13 protein-coding genes are annotated in these 20,319 nt (G+C 47.7%); 8 read left to right on the top strand and 5 right to left on the bottom strand.

Going from position 1 to position 20,319, the window contains the following annotated elements:
* Window positions 1-53 precede the first annotated feature (53 nt).
* A complete protein-coding gene (gene xylB, locus HMPREF0868_RS06830; RefSeq protein ID WP_012994002.1) occupies window positions 54-1,514 on the top strand; it encodes a xylulokinase in 1,461 nt (486 codons plus the stop codon).
* A gap of 188 nt (window positions 1,515-1,702) precedes the next feature.
* On the opposite strand, the gene HMPREF0868_RS06825 is transcribed toward xylB, so the two are convergent.
* From HMPREF0868_RS06825 to HMPREF0868_RS08105, 5 genes are all read right to left on the bottom strand, one after another.
* A complete protein-coding gene (locus HMPREF0868_RS06825; RefSeq protein WP_012994001.1) occupies window positions 1,703-2,701 on the bottom strand; it encodes an ornithine cyclodeaminase family protein in 999 nt (332 codons plus the stop codon).
* Entirely contained in the window at window positions 2,698-3,585 is an 888-nt protein-coding gene (locus HMPREF0868_RS06820) for a sulfite exporter TauE/SafE family protein (RefSeq protein WP_012994000.1), read from the bottom strand. The genes HMPREF0868_RS06825 and HMPREF0868_RS06820 overlap by 4 nt, the downstream gene beginning before the upstream one ends.
* Window positions 3,586-3,598: 13 nt before the next feature.
* Complete coding sequence (locus tag HMPREF0868_RS06815) at window positions 3,599-4,408, bottom strand: TrmB family transcriptional regulator (protein WP_012993999.1); 810 nt, start codon at window positions 4,406-4,408, stop codon at window positions 3,599-3,601.
* 357 nt (window positions 4,409-4,765) lie between these two features.
* Window positions 4,766-6,727, bottom strand: a complete 1,962-nt coding sequence (locus HMPREF0868_RS06810; protein ID WP_012993998.1) for an AMP-binding protein — start codon at window positions 6,725-6,727, stop codon at window positions 4,766-4,768.
* Window positions 6,724-7,326, bottom strand: coding sequence for a DUF1836 domain-containing protein (locus tag HMPREF0868_RS08105; protein WP_012993997.1), 603 nt, complete (start codon window positions 7,324-7,326; stop codon window positions 6,724-6,726). Before HMPREF0868_RS08105 ends, HMPREF0868_RS06810 begins: the two co-directional genes overlap by 4 nt.
* Before the next feature lie 201 nt (window positions 7,327-7,527).
* Here HMPREF0868_RS08105 and HMPREF0868_RS08100 point away from each other — a divergent pair, with 201 nt between their 5' ends.
* From HMPREF0868_RS08100 to HMPREF0868_RS06770, 7 genes are all read left to right on the top strand, one after another.
* Window positions 7,528-11,010: an InlB B-repeat-containing protein gene (locus tag HMPREF0868_RS08100; RefSeq protein ID WP_012993996.1), complete on the top strand. Its 3,483-nt coding sequence runs from the start codon at window positions 7,528-7,530 to the stop codon at window positions 11,008-11,010.
* A 318-nt stretch (window positions 11,011-11,328) separates the two neighbouring features.
* Window positions 11,329-12,699, top strand: coding sequence for a hypothetical protein (locus HMPREF0868_RS06795; protein WP_012993995.1), 1,371 nt, complete (start codon window positions 11,329-11,331; stop codon window positions 12,697-12,699).
* 171 nt (window positions 12,700-12,870) lie between these two features.
* Complete coding sequence (locus HMPREF0868_RS06790) at window positions 12,871-14,694, top strand: ABC transporter permease (RefSeq protein ID WP_012993994.1); 1,824 nt, start codon at window positions 12,871-12,873, stop codon at window positions 14,692-14,694.
* Window positions 14,695-14,698: 4 nt separating this feature from the next.
* Window positions 14,699-16,342 carry an ABC transporter ATP-binding protein gene (locus HMPREF0868_RS06785; protein ID WP_012993993.1) on the top strand — a complete coding sequence of 548 codons (1,644 nt, stop codon included), beginning with the start codon at window positions 14,699-14,701 and terminating at the stop codon, window positions 16,340-16,342.
* Between the two features lie 118 nt (window positions 16,343-16,460).
* The gene (locus HMPREF0868_RS06780; RefSeq protein ID WP_012993992.1) at window positions 16,461-17,492 is read left to right on the top strand and encodes an ABC transporter substrate-binding protein; all 1,032 of its coding nucleotides are present in this window, start codon (window positions 16,461-16,463) and stop codon (window positions 17,490-17,492) included.
* Window positions 17,489-19,486: a sensor histidine kinase gene (locus tag HMPREF0868_RS08095; protein ID WP_012993991.1), complete on the top strand. Its 1,998-nt coding sequence runs from the start codon at window positions 17,489-17,491 to the stop codon at window positions 19,484-19,486. The genes HMPREF0868_RS06780 and HMPREF0868_RS08095 overlap by 4 nt, the downstream gene beginning before the upstream one ends.
* 57 nt (window positions 19,487-19,543) lie before the next feature.
* On the top strand, window positions 19,544-20,284 hold the full coding sequence (locus tag HMPREF0868_RS06770) for a response regulator transcription factor (RefSeq protein WP_012993990.1): 741 nt from the start codon (window positions 19,544-19,546) through the stop codon (window positions 20,282-20,284).
* Window positions 20,285-20,319: the final 35 nt, after the last annotated feature.

Below are 20,319 nucleotides of genomic sequence, written 5' to 3'. Positions count from 1 at the left end.
GCGGCGGATGCTTCAAAAAAGTATCTGCCGCAAATTATTATGAGGAGTGACACATGAGTTATTTAGGAATCGACCTTGGCACATCGGCGGTAAAAATCAGTTTGCTGGATTCTGAGGCGAATATTGTGAGGAGCGTTACGGCAGATTACCCGCTCAGTTTCCCATACCCCGGCTATGTGGAGCAGGATCCGGCCGATTGGTGGCGGGTGATAAAAAGTGAGGTGCAAAAGCTTTTGCAGGAAAGCGGTTGTGATCAGCTTGCAGCTATCGGGGTCGGTGGACAAATGCACGGGCTTGTGGCACTTGACCGAAATGGCCAGGTGATTCGCCCGGCGATCTTATGGAATGACACACGCACAGAAGTTGAAACCGCTTTTCTTAATGAGCAGGTCGGTAAGGCAGAACTGATTTCAGCAACCGGAAACATTGCCTACGCCGGATTTACTGCCCCTAAACTGCTCTGGCTAAAAAAACATGAGCCGGAAAACTTTGCTCGGCTGGCACATGTGTTGTTACCTAAAGATTATATAGTTTATATGCTTACGGGTGAAGTTTCTACGGACTTTTCTGATGCTTCCGGTACGCTGCTGCTCAATGTGGCTGCTGGTAGCTGGTCGGATAAAATGTGCCGCCTTTGTCTGCCTGACAAAAATGTTTTGCCACGGTTGCACGAAAGCTCGGAAGTTGTGGGCGAGATAAGGCCGGAAATACAGTGCGCTTGGGGGCTGAAAAATCTACCCCGGGTCGTTGCCGGCGCCGGCGATAACGCGGCAGCCGCCATTGCCACCGCCACGGTTAATGAGGGTGATTGCAATATTTCTTTAGGCACCAGCGGCACCGTGTTTATGCCGTTAAACAAGTTTCGTCAAGATGCACAAGCCGGTTTACATGCTTTCGCCGATGCTTCCGGTAAGTATCATTTCCTAGGCTGCACGCTATCGGCCGCATCTTGTTATAAATGGTGGACGGAAAACATAATCGGCGGAGAAAACAGGTCCGGTCAGCCTGCTGAGGAAAAATTTTTGCATAATTCGGTATATTTTATGCCTTACCTTATGGGCGAACGTTCACCGCTCAATGATACCACTGTGCGCGCCGGTTTTTTGGGCCTGACGGCTGGCACGGTTCGCCAAGAAATGCTCGTTGCAATATATGAAGGTGTCGCGTTTTCGATTAAAGACTGTATAGAAGTGGCCGAAAACTTAGGAATTAGGGTAACGGCATCAACTTTGGTTGGGGGTGGTGCAAAAAGTGAGCTGTGGTGTCAAATAATGGCCGATGTTTTGCAACTGCCGCTAACGAAACCGGAGGGCGAACGTGGGGCCGGCTACGGGGCAGCTCTGCTTGCTTATGCAGGGTTTAACAAGGTCGCGCCGGCGGCGATAGCTAAGGCGAAGATGGTTGCCGGTAAGGTGTTTTATCCACGGGCGGCAGAGGCTGGTTATTACAAAAATAAATATAAAAATTATAGGGAACTTTATCCGGCTTTACGCGAGTTTTACCGTAATTTGTGATTCTTTTCAATTTAATGTTCGGGCAAAAAACTCGGCGCCAACGGCATTTTGCCGCTTACGCCGAGTTTTATTTGCTTTTATTTGCAACAACAATTAATTAATTGAAAGGTTATCCAACGCAAAATTTGTTGCGTAACGCAATATTTCATTGCGGAGACGAAATCGAACTGGAACCTGAAACCGCCACCTCAAAGCTCAATAACCTGACCGATGCCTTTTTTGACAGCGGCTTCGTATACTTTCTGGGCGACGACGAGATCCAGAACAGCACTGCCGGTGGTTTCAAAGAAGGTGATTTCCGAGTCGGATTCACGTCCGGGAATCTTTCCGGCAATTTTAGCCCCCAACTCTCCGGTTATTTGCGATTCTTTGAGCACACCTTTCTTTAACGGCTGGATCAAATCACCTGACTCATTGACGGCTCCGTCCCACGTGTCAACATAAATTTTATCGGCATGGGTTACCAGATATTCAGGCACTTCTGCCATTTCCGGTGTATAAGAGCCAACACCGTTAATATGTGCGCCCGGCTTAACCAGTTTGCCGTCAAAAACAGCTTGCTTGGCGGTGGTTACGGTGGTTATGATATCCGCATCCTGAACGGCTGTGGCAGCATCGGCGACTGCTTTAATGGTGACCCCGAAGGCAGGGCCGAATTTTTCTTGCATAACTCTGGCAAAGTTTTCACGTCTTTCAGCTGAAATATCGAATACTCTAACTTCTTTTATGTTCCGCACGTTTAACACGGCTTCGAGCTGAGCTGCCGCTTGGCCGCCGGTGCCGAACAAGGCAAAAATAGATGCGTCTTTACGCGCCAACTCATCGGTGGCCGCTCCGGCAACTGCTCCGGTTCTCAGCTGGGTTAGATAGGTCCCGTCCATCAAACAATTAACTTCACCGGTTTCACTGTTTAACGTTATCATGGTGGCCGGGACGCTGGTCAAACCGCGTTCGATGTTGTGGGGATAGACGGAAACGATTTTGACACCGGAAGCTTTGGCCGGAGCAACATAGCCGTACATATAAAGGCTCTGCCCATCGTGCTCAGGGATGTCCAGATTGGCGCGCAAAGGGATGTTGCTCTTCTTATCAGAATAGATTTTCAACGCTTCTTTGTCGGCGGCAATAGTGTCTTTCATAGATAGAACTTGTTTAATTGAATCAGCATTTAAAACAACAATTTTCATTCGGATAATTTCTCCTTTTTTCTCAAGTTTATTGCGCCTTTAAGCATTGAAATAGCGGAATACAACACGACAATTACCACGATCCATTGCAAGGCGGAGGTGTTTAAACTTTTTACGACGAAAGCGGCAACCAAAACTCCCAACACGCCTAAAGTAGAGGTGAATAAGGTGATTTTACGGCTGTACGAATCTAACTTGATAAATTGAATGGAGCCGATAGGCACGGAGAAGGTGCAGGCACCCATCATGATTGGGAAAGCGACACCCGGATTTAAACCCAAGGCGTAAACGGTGGCCATGGTTAAGGCGTAGGAGCCGATACCGATGTTGTTCAATGCACCGTACAGTACGCAAAGTACAGCGAAGAGAACGAGTTTGCCGCCGAACAGGGCGGTAGCTTCGCCCCCCGCAGGATACAGGCCGAATTTACCGGCAAGGATCAACAGACCGGCAACGAGAAGGCCAATTGAAACGAAAATTTTGATTACACGTGCGGGCAATTTGGTGACGTAACGCGGGCTTACATAAGCACCGACAATCTGACAAATGATGGCCGTGGCCAGAGTAATCAGTCCGACTTTAATCGATGAAATATAGGCCAAAGCCATTACAGCAACCGGGATAACACATTCAGTGTTTAATGTTCCGGGCAGCTTTTTGTCATCCACCCATTTTGCCTTGGGGTATAAAGATGAGCCGATAGCAAAGTCGGAGATCCCGAAAGTTGAAAGAAGAAACATTAGAAAGGTCACAATGCCCATAACAATGGGATTGCCGGGTTCCTTCATGACATCGTTTTTGTGCTTGAGCAAGTCCCTGATAAACGTAATCGCAAACCAACCGTTTACAATTACTATCAAGCAAAGAATAGCTTTTACCAACATAAAATTCCCTCCATTATTCGTTTAATTTAAAAACATCTCTTACTTTTTTCATAGTCGCCCCGAACTCTTCGACTGCACTTGCGCGTAAATGCTCCAAAATTCGCAAGCAGTAGGCATCGTGGAGGATGTATTCACGTGCGAAAAGTGCCATCGATGCTTCCTCGGTATAGATTGCCTTGGTCATGCCGGTTTCGTTCAGGTTGGCGTAAAGCATATGATTCCTGTCGACCGTAATCAGCATCCAACGGCCGTTCATATCTTTCAGCTTTTCTTCCTCAAAACCGTGGTGGTAAATACGGTGCAATTCAGTTTTGCGGGTTTTTTCCAAGTCGTAATAAATAATGATAAATTTTTCCAGTTCTTTTTCCTTCTTCAGCAGAGCAGCTTCGATCGCCGGGGTTAACTCATTTGACCAAATTTGAACCATCAACTGATCCTGCGCGCTTTGAATCATATTTATGGCTCGTGTTTGTACAATGTCCCAGTCGGCCAATTCCCAAATCTGTTGATCTGCTTTGGGCGGGCTTAGATAAGCCGATGCCTGCTTTAACTCGGCTAAATTAGCATCGGTTTTTTTGCGAATTACCGTGCTTAAGGTGTCAACCGATTCGGCGCGGTAGATTTTGGCCCGTTCGGATTGCGTGTAGCTCAGCGCACCTTTTTGGAGGAGACTCTCTATGATGTTGTAAATCTTTGAGCGGGGGACACCGGAAAGCTTGCTTATTTCATAACCGGTACAAGGTCCGTTTTCCAAAAAAGCCACGTAAACCTTGGCTTCTGATTCAGTAAAATTAAACTGCTCCAACAGGCGAATGAGTGTCATACCATCTCCCTCACTTTTAAAATTGTACGATCATACTAGTAGTTACTTGAGGTAGCTACTAGTATATGTTTACAAAATATCGGGCAAAATGCAAGAAGTAGTTTACAAATTAAACGAAAAGCTTGCTTTTCTTGGCTATGAAGTTTAATAAAATTGCTAAATGTATTTAAGCTTACTTGGAGGTTTGGCGTAAACTGCAGCTGGCAGGCGAGGCGGAAGTTTGGGAAAATCGGGGGAACATGGGGAAGGGGAATGAACGCGATCGCAATCATGCTAAAGCTGTGGCTGGCGGTGAGACTCTGTCGTACCGTGGCTGCTAAGTCCCAAGCCCCAAGGCATGAACTGAGTCCGCCAGCGCTAGGCCTCGATTTTTTGCCGATTGGCATCTTTGATTGTGCAGTTCTTTGCTGCCAAAAATTTATGCAAGCGTTCCAGCTCAAGCTGCCGCCGCACTTTGAGTGTGGTCGACAGACACATGCCTTTTTCGCACCAAAGGAAATAGCGAATGAACTTATACTGCGGTGTTGTTTCATTGACTGCGGCGATTTGCTTGTCCAACCAGTCGACGATGATGGCGTCGGCAGGGTCGCTTGCTGCGTTGTCTCCAGTAGCCCCAGCTGCTTCGGCGGCGTCTACCTTGGCAGAGGTGGCGACAACTTCGGCAGCTTTGGCAGCGGTTTTGGCAGAGGCGGCAGATTTCAGTTTTTCGCGTATTTCAACCGGCAAAGAATTGCGGTCGATTTGCAGGGCGGCACAAATATCAATCGTGCCGCGATTATTGGGTTCGCCCCAGACAAAGGCGGCACCGATGCCGTCGATGTGTTGTAGGATGGTTTCCAATTCCTCCGGAAAAACCTTTTTGCCGTTAGTGTGTACGATCATCGACTTGACTCGCCCGGTTATGTACAGACACCCATCTTTGTCCAAGTAGCCAACGTCGCCGGTGTGCAGCCAACCATCGCTGTCGATAGCCGCCGCTGTGGCCGCGGGATTCTCATAATAGCCGAGCATGATGCTTTTGGAACGCCCAAGAATTTCGCCCGTGTGATTGGCATCGCTGTAATCAAGACCGTTGTCAATCTTGATTTCGTGATCGGCCAAGGGCTGTCCGACTGACCCGGGGCGTAGCATTTTTTGACAATTGGCAGCCAGCATCGGGCCGGCTTCGGTCAACCCGTAACCGAGCATGCAGTCGATGCCGATATCATTGAAAAAAATACTGATTTTCGGATCCAAGGCGGCCGCTCCGGCGATGATCAGGCGCAGCTCACCCCCGAATTGTTGTAGGATCGGGCGAAAAATCTGGCGCCGCAAGTCGATGCCGCATTTTAAAAGCAAATGCGAAAGATGCCGCATAAAGTTAATTAACTTGCGCTTGCCGGTTTTGTCCAGTTTTTGGTTAATTTGTTTGTAAATATTTTCGAGTAAAAGAGGCACGGCCAATATGGTTTGGATTTTCCATTCTTTCATATTACTCAAAAAATAGCGTAACCCGTCATTGAAGTAAATGCAGTTGTGGTGAGAAAGCTGAGCGAACATACCGACCGTGTTTTCAAAAGTGTGGTGGAGGGGCAGAATGGACAGGACGCGGCTGCCTTTGCGGGAATACAGGGAACGCACTCCGTTGCGGAAGTTCTGCAGGATATTGTCTTGTGACAAAAGCACCCCTTTGGAGTCGGAGGTTGTCCCGGAGGTGAAAAATAGCCCGGCGGCGGCGTGGGGATCAAGATGAACAGTGGCGAATGTCGTGTTACCGGTGGCTAAAGCACCGGCTCCGGCGGCCATAATTTCCCCACAGGTATAGAGCGGCACCTTGGCGGGCTCGGTTTGTTTCTCGGCGGTTAAATTAAGTATCTCTTCGGGCTTGTGTAAAATTATCAAGGCTTGGATTGTCGGGCATCCGGCCAAAAGTTCGTTGCGGTATTTTAGGTAGCTTTGGTCGCAGAACAGCAGGCGGCAGCGGCCGCGATTAATTAAAGAAATGAGTTCAGAAATCGCCAGATTTTTGTCCAACGGGACGGAAACAGCGGCGTTTAAAATTATACTTATGTGCGCCAGTGACCAAGCATAACTGTTTTCACCGATAATGGCGGCATGGTCATGGGGGGCCAGCAATTGCATGGTTTCAAGGCCGGTGCCAAGTTCCTGAACGTCTTGCCACAGTCGGGAATAAGTTTTGTTAACGGTAGCGTCTTTAGGCGTGAGGTGATAACCGTAGGCCGGCCAATCACCAAATTTATCGGCGAGTGTTTTGAGCATAGCCCGCATATCCGTATAGGCCGGTTCGTTGTAATGTTGAATACCTTTTTGATAAATCATTTGGTTATCTCCTTTCGGGGGGAGGAATTTAAATAAAAAGCGGCAAAGTCTTCTTCAGTTAAAAAGATTTCTGCCATCAGTTTCAAGGCGATGGCATGGCAAATGTTGCATAGAACGGCGGCACTGCGGTTTACTTGATAAGCCGGAAAACAGACGGTTTCTTCCTCGATGACGGTTGGTGAAAAGACATATTTACCGGCGGATTCAAGCTGGTCGATGAACATGTTGTACGCATTGGCCAAGGGGGCGATCTCCATTTGCAAGCGGACGTATTTGCTTATTTCGTGTATGGTCAACACTTTTTTCAACAGGCTGATGGCCAAACCCCAAGCGAGGTGACGGCGATCATAACGCTTGCCTTCCGGTCGCGGTAGTAGTTGAATTTTCACGTAATTCTGCACCATAGTGGTGGTGATGGGGCGAATACGGCCGGGAAAACAGCACAAAATTGAATTGATATATTTGACCAGTTCACAGTTGGTAAGTTCTTTGTCCGGCAAGTCCTGCCAGCGTGGCAAGTGCAACGTACCCGTTTTGAACTCGGTTGTGTCAATATCATTTTTTCCGTTCGTCCAGCTAACTTTGTTGGTGTCGTTCATCAGTCCGTTCCGCTCCTTTCCCCCATCGGCCGCAAAAGTGCCATCTAGTTTTTTAAACTACATTACTTCTACTCTAAGATAAAAAAATTTCCTTGTCAATCGAAGTATGGCCCGAAATCTGTTGACAAGCCTGTTAACTCTGCTAAACTTTTTGACGGAAGTTTGGCATTATTAACTTATGACGATCGGCAGGGAACAAAGATGAAACAAACGATGGAACAAATGATGCGAATGAAGACGTGGACTAAAAAATTGACGGCGGTTTGGCTGGCTGCGCTTATCGGGGTGTTTTCCTTTAATTACGACCCCACGGTGCAGGCGAGTGATGCATCGGCTGCACCGCAGCTGAAAAGTTTTTTGATCTTCGATCAGTTTGAAATAATAGTTAAACCGGAAGGTATTATCGGCAATTTGAATGGCCTTAAATTGAACCGGAATGAAATGAAAGAGGTTACTTCAAAAAATGACATCACACAGGGTAAATACTACTTGGATATTACCGGTAACACTATTTACATGCCGAAACTTGCCACCGGCGATGTGCTTTCTCTGGAGATGAAAGATGGTAAAGAGTATAGCTACTCATTTGCCAAAAATGAAGGATCGATGGGTACGTTCACTCTGCAAACAGGCAAGCAAAATCCGGTCACTCCCAAACCGCAGCCCGGTACGCCGGATGATCCCGGCACTTCTGAACACGGTATCACAGATGCTAACGCCCCGAAACTTACCAATTCAGAAGACTCTTCCTTTGGCAACGCCGTTTTGCAACTTGAGCCTAAGGACACCGCGGCAAAGATCACTGATGTTTTTTTCGACAGTATAAAGCAAGAAAAGAAGGACAGTAAATATCAAGTCTTCAATGGTGGTTATTATATCGACCTCGCGGCTGGTCAAATCATTTTCCACTCACCGACAAACGATAGACTTATAACTATTGAATTGAATAATGGCAAAAAATACACCTATAAATACGTGCGCGATATGAAGGCCGATACGGAGCTTGCCCTGCAGGCGGACGATTCGTCGACGCTCAAAAAGTTTTTGAAAATCAGGCTTGTCGGCCATTTTGAAGGCGCGATTCAGGGTCAGTTGAAGTATGACGCGATTTCCGGAGCCAGTACTCAAGTCACGGCAAATAAAAACAGCGACGTGCAAGTGCAGGCCGCCGAAGTTGCCGATCCGAACGCGCCGGTACCGAATGAGGCCTGGAAGCCCTTGAACCAAGCTAAAAACTTATCCGGCAATCGCAAAAACTTTAAAATTGACCTTTCGCCTGATTCAGGCATGGTAGGTGTCTACAACGTTTACGATAGCGCGATAACTTTGTCGGGAACGCCGAATAAGACCGGGATATATCCGGTAACGGTAACCGTACAGGATGCGGCCGGAAACAATGTCATTTCCAATTCTTTAAATTTTAAAGTTTTCGGCACGAATGAAGTCCTGAGTGATTATTTAAAACTTTCGGCCGACAGCATGCGGCATATGAAGGACGGTAAATACATCTGGGATATGGAGCCGTGGGTCATTCCGCAATTTACACATGACGGCAACAATGAAGTCACCGTTCCCCCGGAAATCAAAGCTTGGTACGGTTCTAATACGCGAGGGGTGTACGGCCGCTTGGGAGAAGGCCTTGAACAGGACAAACCCACCAAACATACGCTGATTATTCCCTCCGGGGCCAATTTAACCATGGTTAATATGATCGTTAACAGCAGTGTTAAAATCGTGGTAAAAAACGGTGCTAAATTTAGCCTTAAAGATACTTCAATTTACGGCAAGGTTGTCGTCGAAAACGGTGGCACTTTTTCGATGAACCATGAAGTCCAACCTGGAGGCGAGAAAAAATTTATTGACGGGGCGATGATTAATGGACAACTGATTTTGGAAGATGGCGCGACTTTAGCCTCATCCAAAATTTATTCCAATGCCAATTCCCTCACGGATACCAGAAAGGCAAAACTAGTTGAAACGCCGGTGGTGGTTGCGCGCGGTACGGTGAATATACAAGGCGATGTGTTTATCAGGGGTGATGATTCGGCTACGGGTCATCACGATGACGGAAGTCTTTTGAGGGCGCAACCGGCTTTGCGGGTGGAAAATGGTAAGATTAATATTCCCAAAGGATCGACTTTAGGCGTTTACGGCGGCGGTCGTACAGCTACCACTTCGGTCGCCGGCGATGCTTTGCAGTTGAATAACAGCGAAATTGCCGGAGATGGCAGTTTGATTGCCATCGGTGGTAGCGGTACGCACGGCAGTGGCGGCGACGCTGTCAACGGTACAGGAAAAATCACGGTCAGCAAGGCTCTGCTGTTCGGCGGTAATGTCTACGGTAAAAGCGGCGAAGGCCAAGCTTATACGACTGGGGTAACGGTTTTCAAGCGGACGGTCGGCGAGGCGAAGAATGGGCGCAGGCTTACGCTTTTGACCGATAGTGATCAACCGTTATACTGGAACGACATTACTGGTCTTCCGACGCATGCGGAGTCCTTTTTCGGATCGAAACAAATAAATCCGCAAGGTCCGGACGTCGAACATAATCCGCCGGTACCTAATCCGCCGTCTCCGCTTCCGCCGTCAGTTGATAAAGTCAAGATTACCTTTGCCCCGGGAGTTGGTGGTAGCGGCACGATGAAAGCGGTGGAGAAGACTAAGAATGCTGAATTTGAACTGCCTGCTTCTAGATTTACCCCGCCGGAGGGTAAGGTCTTTAAGGCGTGGTCAGTAAACAGCGATTCGAAAAAACCGGGCGAAAAGATAAAAGTCACGGCAGCGCTTACCGTGACCGCGTTGTGGAAAGATTTCAAGGCAAAATGGATCGGTGAAGTTGCTGAATGGGATGAAGTGGATGAGGCACAGTACGAGGTCGTGCTTTATAAAAATGATCAGCCGCTTCAAAAAGATGGCGCACAATTACCGGGCAAAGTTGGCGTGATAAACCAGTGCGATATGAGCAAATTGATCCAAGCGAATGGCGATGGCACCTATAAATTCGTTGTGCAGCCGCTGTCGAAGGATGGGCAGGCCATAGGGTATGCAATTTCCGACACCTTAAAAATTGGCAATGCCGGGTCTGAGCAGCCGTCCCCCAATCCGCCGGCTCCCCCGTCGGCAGCGGAAGAATTTACGATTACCGTTGACCCTGCCGGGGGCAATTGGCACGGCGAAACGAATCCCAAGACCTTTAGGGTAAAGAAAGACGATTATATAACTTTGCCGGAAGCTCCGACCAAAGATGGTTATACTTTCCTATACTGGAGAGGTTCGAAATACAAGCCCGGCGCCCCATATCAGGTGAAAGGGACTCATACCTTCACGGCAGAATGGCGGCAAATGCCCTTGCCGCCGGCTCCAAATCCGCCCACCCCGGCCGGTACAGACAAAGAAACAGCCGGCACATATTTCGACCTGCTCAGCCTAGTTGAGATGCCAGAGCAATTTTGCCTCTTGGCCTCGGATAAACAACTGACCGGCAGCGGTATAGCCGGACGAAACAAAGTGGCGAATACGGGTAGCGTTCCGAAGTCGGATCGCGTCCCCAATACGGGCGAGAAAACAACCGAATATCCCGAAGCGTTGCTCGCGATTTTGCTGGCCGCCTTACTGCTTGGCACGGTTCTGTATCGTGCAAATAACCACCAGACTGCTTGTTCCGAGCGTCACCGTTGCAAATGACGGCGAATAATATACCATAATAAATGATTACAAATTACCTCCTACGATGTGCAAGTGGGGGGTAATTTTTTCTGAAAATGCAGCCTATCGAGCGGCATACTCTCCGGCCGCGAGGGGAAGTTTAAGCCCTTGAACGGCATACTTTTGTCAATTTCAACTAATAGTGACGTAAAGAAAAGCGGAAATTTGGGCGATTGATAAAACATTGCAGTTTTTTACCAAGAATTGCAGGAACAGACAATGACGGTTAATATGCACAAAATATATACTTGAACTATAAGAAATTTATGTAATTTCACAAGATTATAGGAGGATGTTATGAAAAAGATTTTGGCAAGTTTAGTATGTCTGGGCTTAACCTTATCCTTAGTCGCTTGCGGTGGAGCACCGGCCGGACAAGGCGAAAAAGCCGGAGCCGCAGATAAAAAGGGCGGCGCGATGTCGGCTACTCAAAAGATTATTAAAGAAGCTCAAGGAATGACCATGGAACAGCTGGCCAAAAAGGCGATCGAGGAATCGAATGGCAAGAAGTTCTACGGCCTTGGCAATTCCAGCCGTGGCAAAACCTCATTGCCACTTTTCATTAAATATCTTCAAACAATTGATCCTAAGTACACCATGGAATTTGAATGGCAACAACCGAAGAATAACAAGATTTTCGATCAGCTAACCGCCGATTCACTCAAAGAAGTTGGTACTTTTGCGATGACTCTGATTCAAGATGGCAACCAAATTACCACCAAAATGGTTAAACCGGGCATCCTCGACACCTTTATTCCTAAAGAATGGGCCGAAGCGAAGGGAACGAAACCGGAAGAATATAAAGGCTATCTTTCCTTGCAAACCCTGAATAAAGTTTTTATGGCCAACAACGCGGGCAGCAAGAAATATAAGAATGTTTGGGATTTTGTCAAAAAAGACGAGCATGGACTTTACATGGATATCGACTCGGAAATCGTCGGCAAAAACTTCCTTTACATGCTGACCAAAGAAGAATATGCGACCTGCTTGAAAGATGCTTATGACGCTTTAAGCAGCGAAGAAAAAAGCTATTTTGAACCTACCGTTAAAGAAATGGAAGCTGTTGCCAAGAACTTTAACTTGGGTGAAAACGGCAAATACGCTTTGGCTTGGATTAAACTCTGGGTCGGTTCCTACAGCGCCCAAACCGACGACGGTCCGATCTGCAATATTCTGGTCGATAAATCGGCTAAGGATCAATTTGGCCTAATCGTTTATTCGAAATTGCGCAGTGTTGAAGAGTCAGCTTCTGTATCGGTCAACAACGTTACGATTCCTGCCTACGAAAAGGGCTTTAAAGGCTTCGGCGGCTACGGCTATGATCATTATCTCTTTGTAACAAATAACAGCCCGTTACCGTGGACAGCATGTGCTTTTAACGCCTACATTACTTGCACAGCTGAGGGTTTCGCGGCTTGGGGCAAAGACATGGGCGGTTATTCTTCCAACCCGAAAGTTTATGCTGAAACGGAAAAGAAATTTAATCACTCCAAAGGTGGCTATGTAGATGGCACCAATAAATTTGATGCTAAAAACGACCGTGGCTATGAGTGGTGGACGAAGGAAGGCAAGTTGGTTCTGGAAGATCCGGAATACTGCGCTTCTGTGGCATATACCGTAGGAAGCTGGATTGAAACACTCAGTCGTTACAATGCCGGCAAAAAATAATACGAAGAACAGTTCTGCCGCTTCGGCTAACGACGGCTCAACGGCTTGAGTTTTAGGGAAAACACCCGGAGGCCGCACTCTCGGGTGTTTTTCTTCTCAATGCTTACAGCCTGCCCGCCGCCGGAACGCGACCATCGGTAATGCGATAACCGGACAGAGAAGGAGATTTAAATGAATACATTACAAGCATTACCCGTAAGCAAAAAAACACTGGTTTATAACAAGCTTAAGACTTATCTGCGAGAACCGTACAATATAATCCTGCTGTTGCTCGGGGCGGTTTTGACAGTCACCACAGTAGCTCCGATCATAGCTATCATCGAAGATACGATAAAAATTCATCCTGGCACGATTGACGCTCACCTGACGGGGCGGGACTTCGGCTATACTCTGGTCAGCTATATCGATTTGTTCACCGGGCCTTTGGCAAAAATGAACCTTTGGGAACCCCTATTGAACACCTTGTTTTTAGCTATCGGAACCTGTGCTTTCGCCATTATTTTTGGTGGGCTGGTGGCCTTTTTCATCACTCGGACCAATATGGCTTTCCGCAAATACATCAGTGCCATATTCATCTTCCCCTATATCATGCCGCAATGGACTTTGGCTAACGTATGGCAAAATTTATTTAATTCCAACGCGGTTACGGGAACGTCGAACGGTTTGATGGCAGCGCTTTTTGGCGTAGAAATGCCGCTCTGGTGGTGTACCGGTCTTTTCCCGTCGATCGTTGTTTTGGGATTGCATTATGCGCCGTTTGCTTACATTCTGATTGGTGGTATTTTCCGCAATATGGATGCTAATTTGGAAGAGGCAGCAACGATTCTAGACACGCCTAAGTGGAAGATTATGACCAAGATAACTTTGCCGATGATCAAACCGGCGATTTTATCTACCGTTTTGCTGGTTTTTGGCTCTGCTATGGGATCGTATCCAGTGCCGCATTACCTGAATTTAACCACGTTGGCGACTAAATATGTTTCGATGAATTCGCGTTATCCCGGTGAAGCGGGTGTTTTAGCGATAGTTATGATGGTCTTCGGCGTAGCAATTATGCTGCTGAATGTTCTTTCTCTGCGGTCGCGCAAAAATTATACGACGGTCACGGGAAAATCGGGGCAATCTTCCAAAATTAATTTGGGCAGAGTCGGTCGTTATTTGTCGGCCACTGTCATCGTTGTACTTACTTTCTTTACCGGCGTGTTTCCGATTATTTCTTTCGGATTTGAAACTTTACTGCCGAATCCTGGCGACTATTCATTCCTGTACACGGGCGACACGGCCAATTTGACTTTCAAATGGTGGACAGCGGCTGCCGGTAACAGCGCGATGTTTGGCCAGTCGGGTATCTTGTACAATGACACGATATGGCAAGCTTTCAAAGGTACTTTGTGGCTTGCGATCTGCTGCTCGCTCATTGCCGGTAGTATAGGTACCATGATCGGCTATGCGGTAGCGAAAAAAAGGCGCAGCAAATGGGCCAATTACGTCAATTCGGTGGCTTTCCTGCCCTATTTGATGCCGTCAATTGCGGTTGGCGCAGCGTTCTTCATTTTGTTTTCCAATCGGCATGTCAACCTTTTTAATACCTATACTTTGCTGATCCTTGCCGGTACAATCAAGTACATTCCGTTCGCCAGCCGTAGTGCGCTAAATTCAATGTTACAGCTTTCGGGCGAAATTGAAGAAGCGGCAATTATTCAAGATGTTCCGTGGTTTAAGCGGATGATAAAAATTATTATTCCAATTCAAAAATCATCGATCATCAACGGTTTCATGCTGCCGTTCATGACTTGTTTGCGTGAATTATCTTTGTTCATGCTGCTCTGCGTACAAGGATTTATTCTGTCGACGACACTTGACTATTTTGACGAGATGGGACTTTACGCATTTTCAAGTGGAATCAATTTAATATTGATCATAACTATTTTAATTGTAAACTCCTTGGTCAACAAAGCTACGAGAACAAGCTTGGACAAGGGTATAGGAGGATAAGGCAATGCCGAGAATTGAACTGACCAACATAACTAAACATTGGAAAAACTTTTATGCCGTGGACGATTTGAGCATGGTTATCGAGGACAATGCTTTTGTCACGCTGCTGGGACCTTCCGGCTGCGGCAAAACCACCACTTTGCGCATGATTGCGGGTTTGGAGACCCCTACCGAAGGGCGGATAACCATTGGTGATACGGTCGTTTTTGACTCAGCTGCCGGTATCAATATTCCGGCTAACAAACGCAAGGTTGGATTCTTGTTCCAAAACTACGCGTTGTGGCCAAATATGACGGTGTACGACAATATTTCTTTTGGTCTGAAAAATGTCAAAGAGGAGTTGCCGGTGCGCAATATGACGGCGGTACGGCTGAGCGGCCTGATTAAGGCCTTGGCCAAACCGGAAGAAATCCGTGATATCATCTTGGAAAGCGCGGACAATCGCGGCCGGGTTGATCAAAAACGGGCCTTGATCCGTTTGATCGACAAGTATGAGATTTCTATGTCGGCCGCCAAAGAACTGTGGAGTTACAAACTGCATGAGGAAAATGATGTCCGAGCTGCAGCAGCAACCAGATTGACCCGTTTGGAAGCTGATTTGCAAGCGGAAAAAAACAAGGCCGCGGCAGCTGGGTATACATGGACGGAGGATTTCTGTTGCCTAAAAGATGGCAAGCCGGTTACCGAGACGCGCAAACTGACCAAAGAAGAAATAGATTTGACCGTGCGCCGGGTCGCACGAATCGTCAAAATCGGTATGTTCATGGAACGCTATCCGGCTGAATTGTCCGGCGGTCAACAACAGCGCGTGGCAATTGCCCGTACTTTGGCTCCAGAACCGAAAGTTTTATTTATGGACGAACCTCTTTCCAATCTTGATGCCAAATTGCGGCTGGAAATGCGTTCAGAACTCCAACGTTTGCATCTTGAAACCGGCTCGACTTTCATTTATGTGACACATGACCAGATGGAAGCGATGACCTTGGCCTCAAAAATTTGCCTTATTGAAAACGGTAATTTACAGCAATACGATGTGCCCCTGAATGTCTATAATTATCCGGAAAACATTTTCGCCGCTGATTTCGTCGGCAATCCGTCAATCAACCTTATTGAAGCCAAAGGTAAAGTATCTGCTGACGGCAAGCTGGCCTTGGAAGCTTGGGCGGGACGGAAGATGTGTTTCACTCCGGTTGAACCGCTTGATCTTGAGGCCTGGTATGCCGAGTATGATCGCGCGGAGGCGGCAAAAAAAGCAAAATTAAGTGAAAAAGCTGCCCGTAAAGGTTATGTGGCGAAAGGTAACAAAGATACTTTGTTTAAATATAACATCGCTATGGTGGAAGAGCCGACGGTTACGTCGCCGACTGAGGTGACCCGGGAAGATTTCGTTATCGGCGTAAGACCGGAGCAAATTAAGCTCAATCCGGATGGCAAGCTTACCGGCGAGGTGTACAGCGCGATGCCTACCGGTATGGAAACAACTGTTATTATTCGGGTTGGCAATTTCTTATTGACGGCGGTTGTGTTCGGCGGTATTTTGTATGAAATCGGTAGCAAAGTTAATTTTGATATAGTTGGTAGTCGGGTCTGTCTGTTCAGCCGGCAAAACGGGCGCCGCATTACTTTGGGCGAATTATCGGTGAATTAAAGATAAGTCACCTATGTTCAGAGTCCGGTCGGGCAATTTGTCGCGGCCGGACTTTGTTGTATTGTTCTGTGTTGCTGTATAATATTAAGTATATACTTCATTAGCAGAGGGAGGGTGTATGAAACGCTCGTTACGGTTAAAGTTTTGGCTGTGTCTCTGGACGTGTCTGCTAACGGCTTGCGGCAGTTTGAGTGGGCATATTGCTGTTTCGGACGTGCCTCATCCGGTCGACAGTTTGACTGTTTATACCTCCTATCCGGCATCGATTTACGCTCCTATAATCAAAGAATTTCAATATAAAACCGGCATTTGGGTGGAACCGGTTGAAGGGGAAGCCATTGACCTGCTAGAGCGCATCAAAGCGGAAGCTCCCACTCCGACGGCGGATGTCATGTTCGGCGGTGGAGTTGATACTTTACTGGCTTACAAGGAATTTTTTGCCGTTTATGAAACGCCGGAAACATTGAATTTTTTGTTGCACAGTAAGCCTTACGAAAAAATAGTTACGCCATTTTTGATAAATCCTCTCGTTTTTGTCTATAATCCCCGCCTTGTCGGCCTGACAGAGCTTTTCGGTTGGAACGACTTACTGAATCCGGCTTTTAAGGGGCGGATCGCCATGGGGGATCCGATGAACTGCGCGATATATTATACGGTGCTGCAGACTTTTCTGGCTATCAATTCGGAAAAATATGAAAAAAATATTGCGGCGCTGCTTTTAAATTTGAAAGGGAAGTTGTACGATTCGGAAGCGGCGGTAGGCGAAGCCGTGGCCTCTGATGAGAAGGCGCTCGGCATCCTTTCGGAAGCGGCGGCTTATGAGCTGCAAGCGCGAAATAAAGATATCCAGATTTTTTATCCACCTGATGGTACTACGGTGGTGCCGGATGGAAGCGCAATCGTTAAAAACTCAGCTCATGCTGCTGCGGCCGCAAAATTTATTGATTACTTAAGTTCTTTGCCGGTGCAGAGGTATCTTACTGAAAATGCACGGCGGCGGACGGTGCGCAAGGCTTTGCCGGACCCGGCAGGCAGGCCGTCGTATCGGGAACTTAAGCTGCGCGGCTATGATATTCAGCAGGCCGCCTCTCAACAGCGGTTGGTGGCTAAATTGTGGCGGTCGATTGCCGGACGGGTGGCAGAAAAATGAGCATAAAGCATGGGGTAAAATTACGCCGCAAGTTTTTACTGGCATTTATGGTGACCGGTTTCTTGCCGTTGGTGCTCAGTCTGATTTTTTTGCTGAGCGATTTTCGGCTAGCGACACTGAATTATGCAAAATCCAACACAACTGCGCAACTGGCAGCTGCCCGTGGCCGGCTTGTCCCGGCGTTGGATGGTATGCGCGAAAAAATGGAGACGATGAAACGCAGCACGTCGCTGAGTGAGGCATTACAGAACCGTGAGCTAAGGCTAGGAGCGGCGAGAAATGGACAGCAACTGAAGGCACAGCAGCAATCGCAGCAGGTGTCACAGGAACAGACGCAAGACGCGGCGGCGATTTTTGCAGTTTTTGCGGATAGGGAGTCGTTGCCCGGGAGGTATCGTTTGTTAAATGTTGACGGCAGCGAGATTGGGCGAAATGAGCAGGAGAATAAATTGTCGCGGCGAACGGAGCGGTCGCTGAAAGACGGTGAAGATGCGGATGTGTTGTCGAAAAATTGGGGAATTTTAGCCGTGGCTGTCAAGTCCGAGCAAGTTGTCATACGCAATGCGCAGCCGCTGAATATCGTTCGTGAAGGGAAGCGGGGGAGTTACGTTGATGTAGATCATGCCGGTTGGGCTGAGCGTGAGTCGGCTACGATTTGTTTGCGGTTGGCGGTAGCTTTGCGTGGCAATGACGATCAACCGGTCGGTTTTGCCGTTGCCGAATTGCGCCGGCAAGACTTAGAGGAACTGCTAGAGCCGACTATTTTGCCACATAGCCGTCTACTGGTCTTGGACGAATTTTGGGAACCGGTGGCTTGCGTGGTGAAGGCTGGACATATCGGTAAAATTGCACCGGCAGCCTCTGCGGACAAGCGGAATATTTTGTGTGAGCGAGCTGAGCAAGGAGCGGCGACCGGTTTCACCCGGGCTAAGTCGCTGTATGAATTACGGCAGGCGGCCACGGCCGGTCGGGCTGCGGACTGGATAGCCGAAACGGGGGGCTATTTTGAATATTTGCCCGGACATAAACTTTATTTGGCCCTGCTTTCCGATGAATCTTTCAGCGGCAAAGTGGTGCCACAGCTGCGCTTGGCCACAGGCATCGTGATTTGTTTGAGTATTTTGCTGTGCCTAGCTGCGGCTTGGCGATTCAGCCGGCAGTTTGCCCGGCCGATAGCGCGACTTAATGAACAGATGAAGTTGGTAGAAAACGGTGACTGGTCGGCGCGGGTGGAGGTTAGCGGAACCGATGAAGTGGCACAACTGGGCAGTCGATTTAACCTGATGACCGCTGAGCTGGCAACAACTTTAGAACGGAGTGTGCAGCAGGAAAAACGCCTTAACGATACTCGCATTCGCATGATGCAATCGCAGCTAAATCCGCATTTCCTGTACAATACGTTGGATACAGTAAAATGGTTGGGCAAAATCAACCATGCCCCCGATATCAGCACCATCGCGACAGACCTTGCTTACATCCTCCGCAGCAGCATCTCGGGCGAAGAATTCGTACCATTAGCCAAAGAAATCGCTTTGGTTGAGAATTATTTGGAAATACAAAATATTCGCTTTGAAAATCAGTTTCACCTTGAACTTAAGATAGAAGATGAGGCTATGAATTTAATTGTACCTAAGCTTATTTTGCAACCACTAGTCGAAAACTCTTTGCTGCACGGCCTGAAAAATCGTGATGAAGGAACGGTGATAATTAAAGCAGAAGTTACGACTCAAAATTTAAAAATTACGGTTGCGGATACGGGTGAAGGCTTTTCGCCGGAAAAGTTGGCCGAATTTTATCAGAGCCGTCGCGCCGAGCGAACGGGGCATTTAGGGCTTTACAATGTGGACGCAATTTTACGTTTGCATTACGGTCAGGCGGCCGGTTTGCACATTGGCAATCGTCTGCCCCATGGTGCGGAAATTGTGTTTACCGTTCCGCGAAACGAACCTGTTGATCAGTTCCACAATGGGATGAAAGAAGAAAATTCGCCTTGATCAGTCGGTGGAGCGGACGAAAAATGCGGTGGTGAGTGAGACTAAGTGGGGAAAAATATGTTGCGAGTTTTGGTAGTTGAAGATGAAACTTTGGTTCGGCGGGGAATTGTCAATGGAATTGATTGGCTTTCACTCGGCTGCGTTATTCAAGCGGAGGCTAAAAATGGGGTCGAAGGTCTTGCCGCATTTCAGCGTGAACCGGCCGACATTGTTCTTACAGACATACAGATGCCTTTGATGGACGGGCTGACGATGGCAGAAAAAATCCGTGAAATTGACTCGGAAGTGGCGATCATTATTCTGACGGCCTACAGCGAATTCAACTATGCGCGTAAAGCATTGCTGGTTCGGGCAGTAGACTACTTGCTTAAGCCGTTTCATGACGGGGAGATTGAGGCGTTGATTCAAAAAATTGCCGGAAGTAAAATCCGGAACCGGGCGATTAACCGTTGCTTGAGCGATTTGCCGCAGGCGGCGAACTGTGGGGAAATTGTGCGATCGGCGATGGCATATATAGCTGAGCAATATGCGGTGGAAACTTTGAGCATTAGTGATATTGCGGGGCATTTAAAAATCAGTGAAAGCCACCTGAGTCATGTTTTCAAAGAGGAGACTTCGCTCTCCGTTTTGCAATATCTAATACGTTATCGAATGCAGGTGGCCGCCTATATGTTGGAAGACAGCCGCCGCCGCGTTTCCGAGGTTGCCATTGCGGTAGGCTATTCTGACCTCAGCTATTTCAGTCGCAGTTTCAAAAAAATTATTGGTCGTGCTCCCTCGGAGTATCAAAAATATTAAATTTTCGGGTATAATCAGACGGGGGTAAAATATAT

This window comes from Mageeibacillus indolicus UPII9-5, from assembly GCF_000025225.2.
In the GTDB taxonomy this organism is placed as follows: domain Bacteria; phylum Bacillota; class Clostridia; order Saccharofermentanales; family Fastidiosipilaceae; genus Mageeibacillus; species Mageeibacillus indolicus.
The sequence above is the reverse complement of the archived record's forward strand: the minus strand, read 5'-3'. Positions and strand labels throughout refer to the sequence as shown.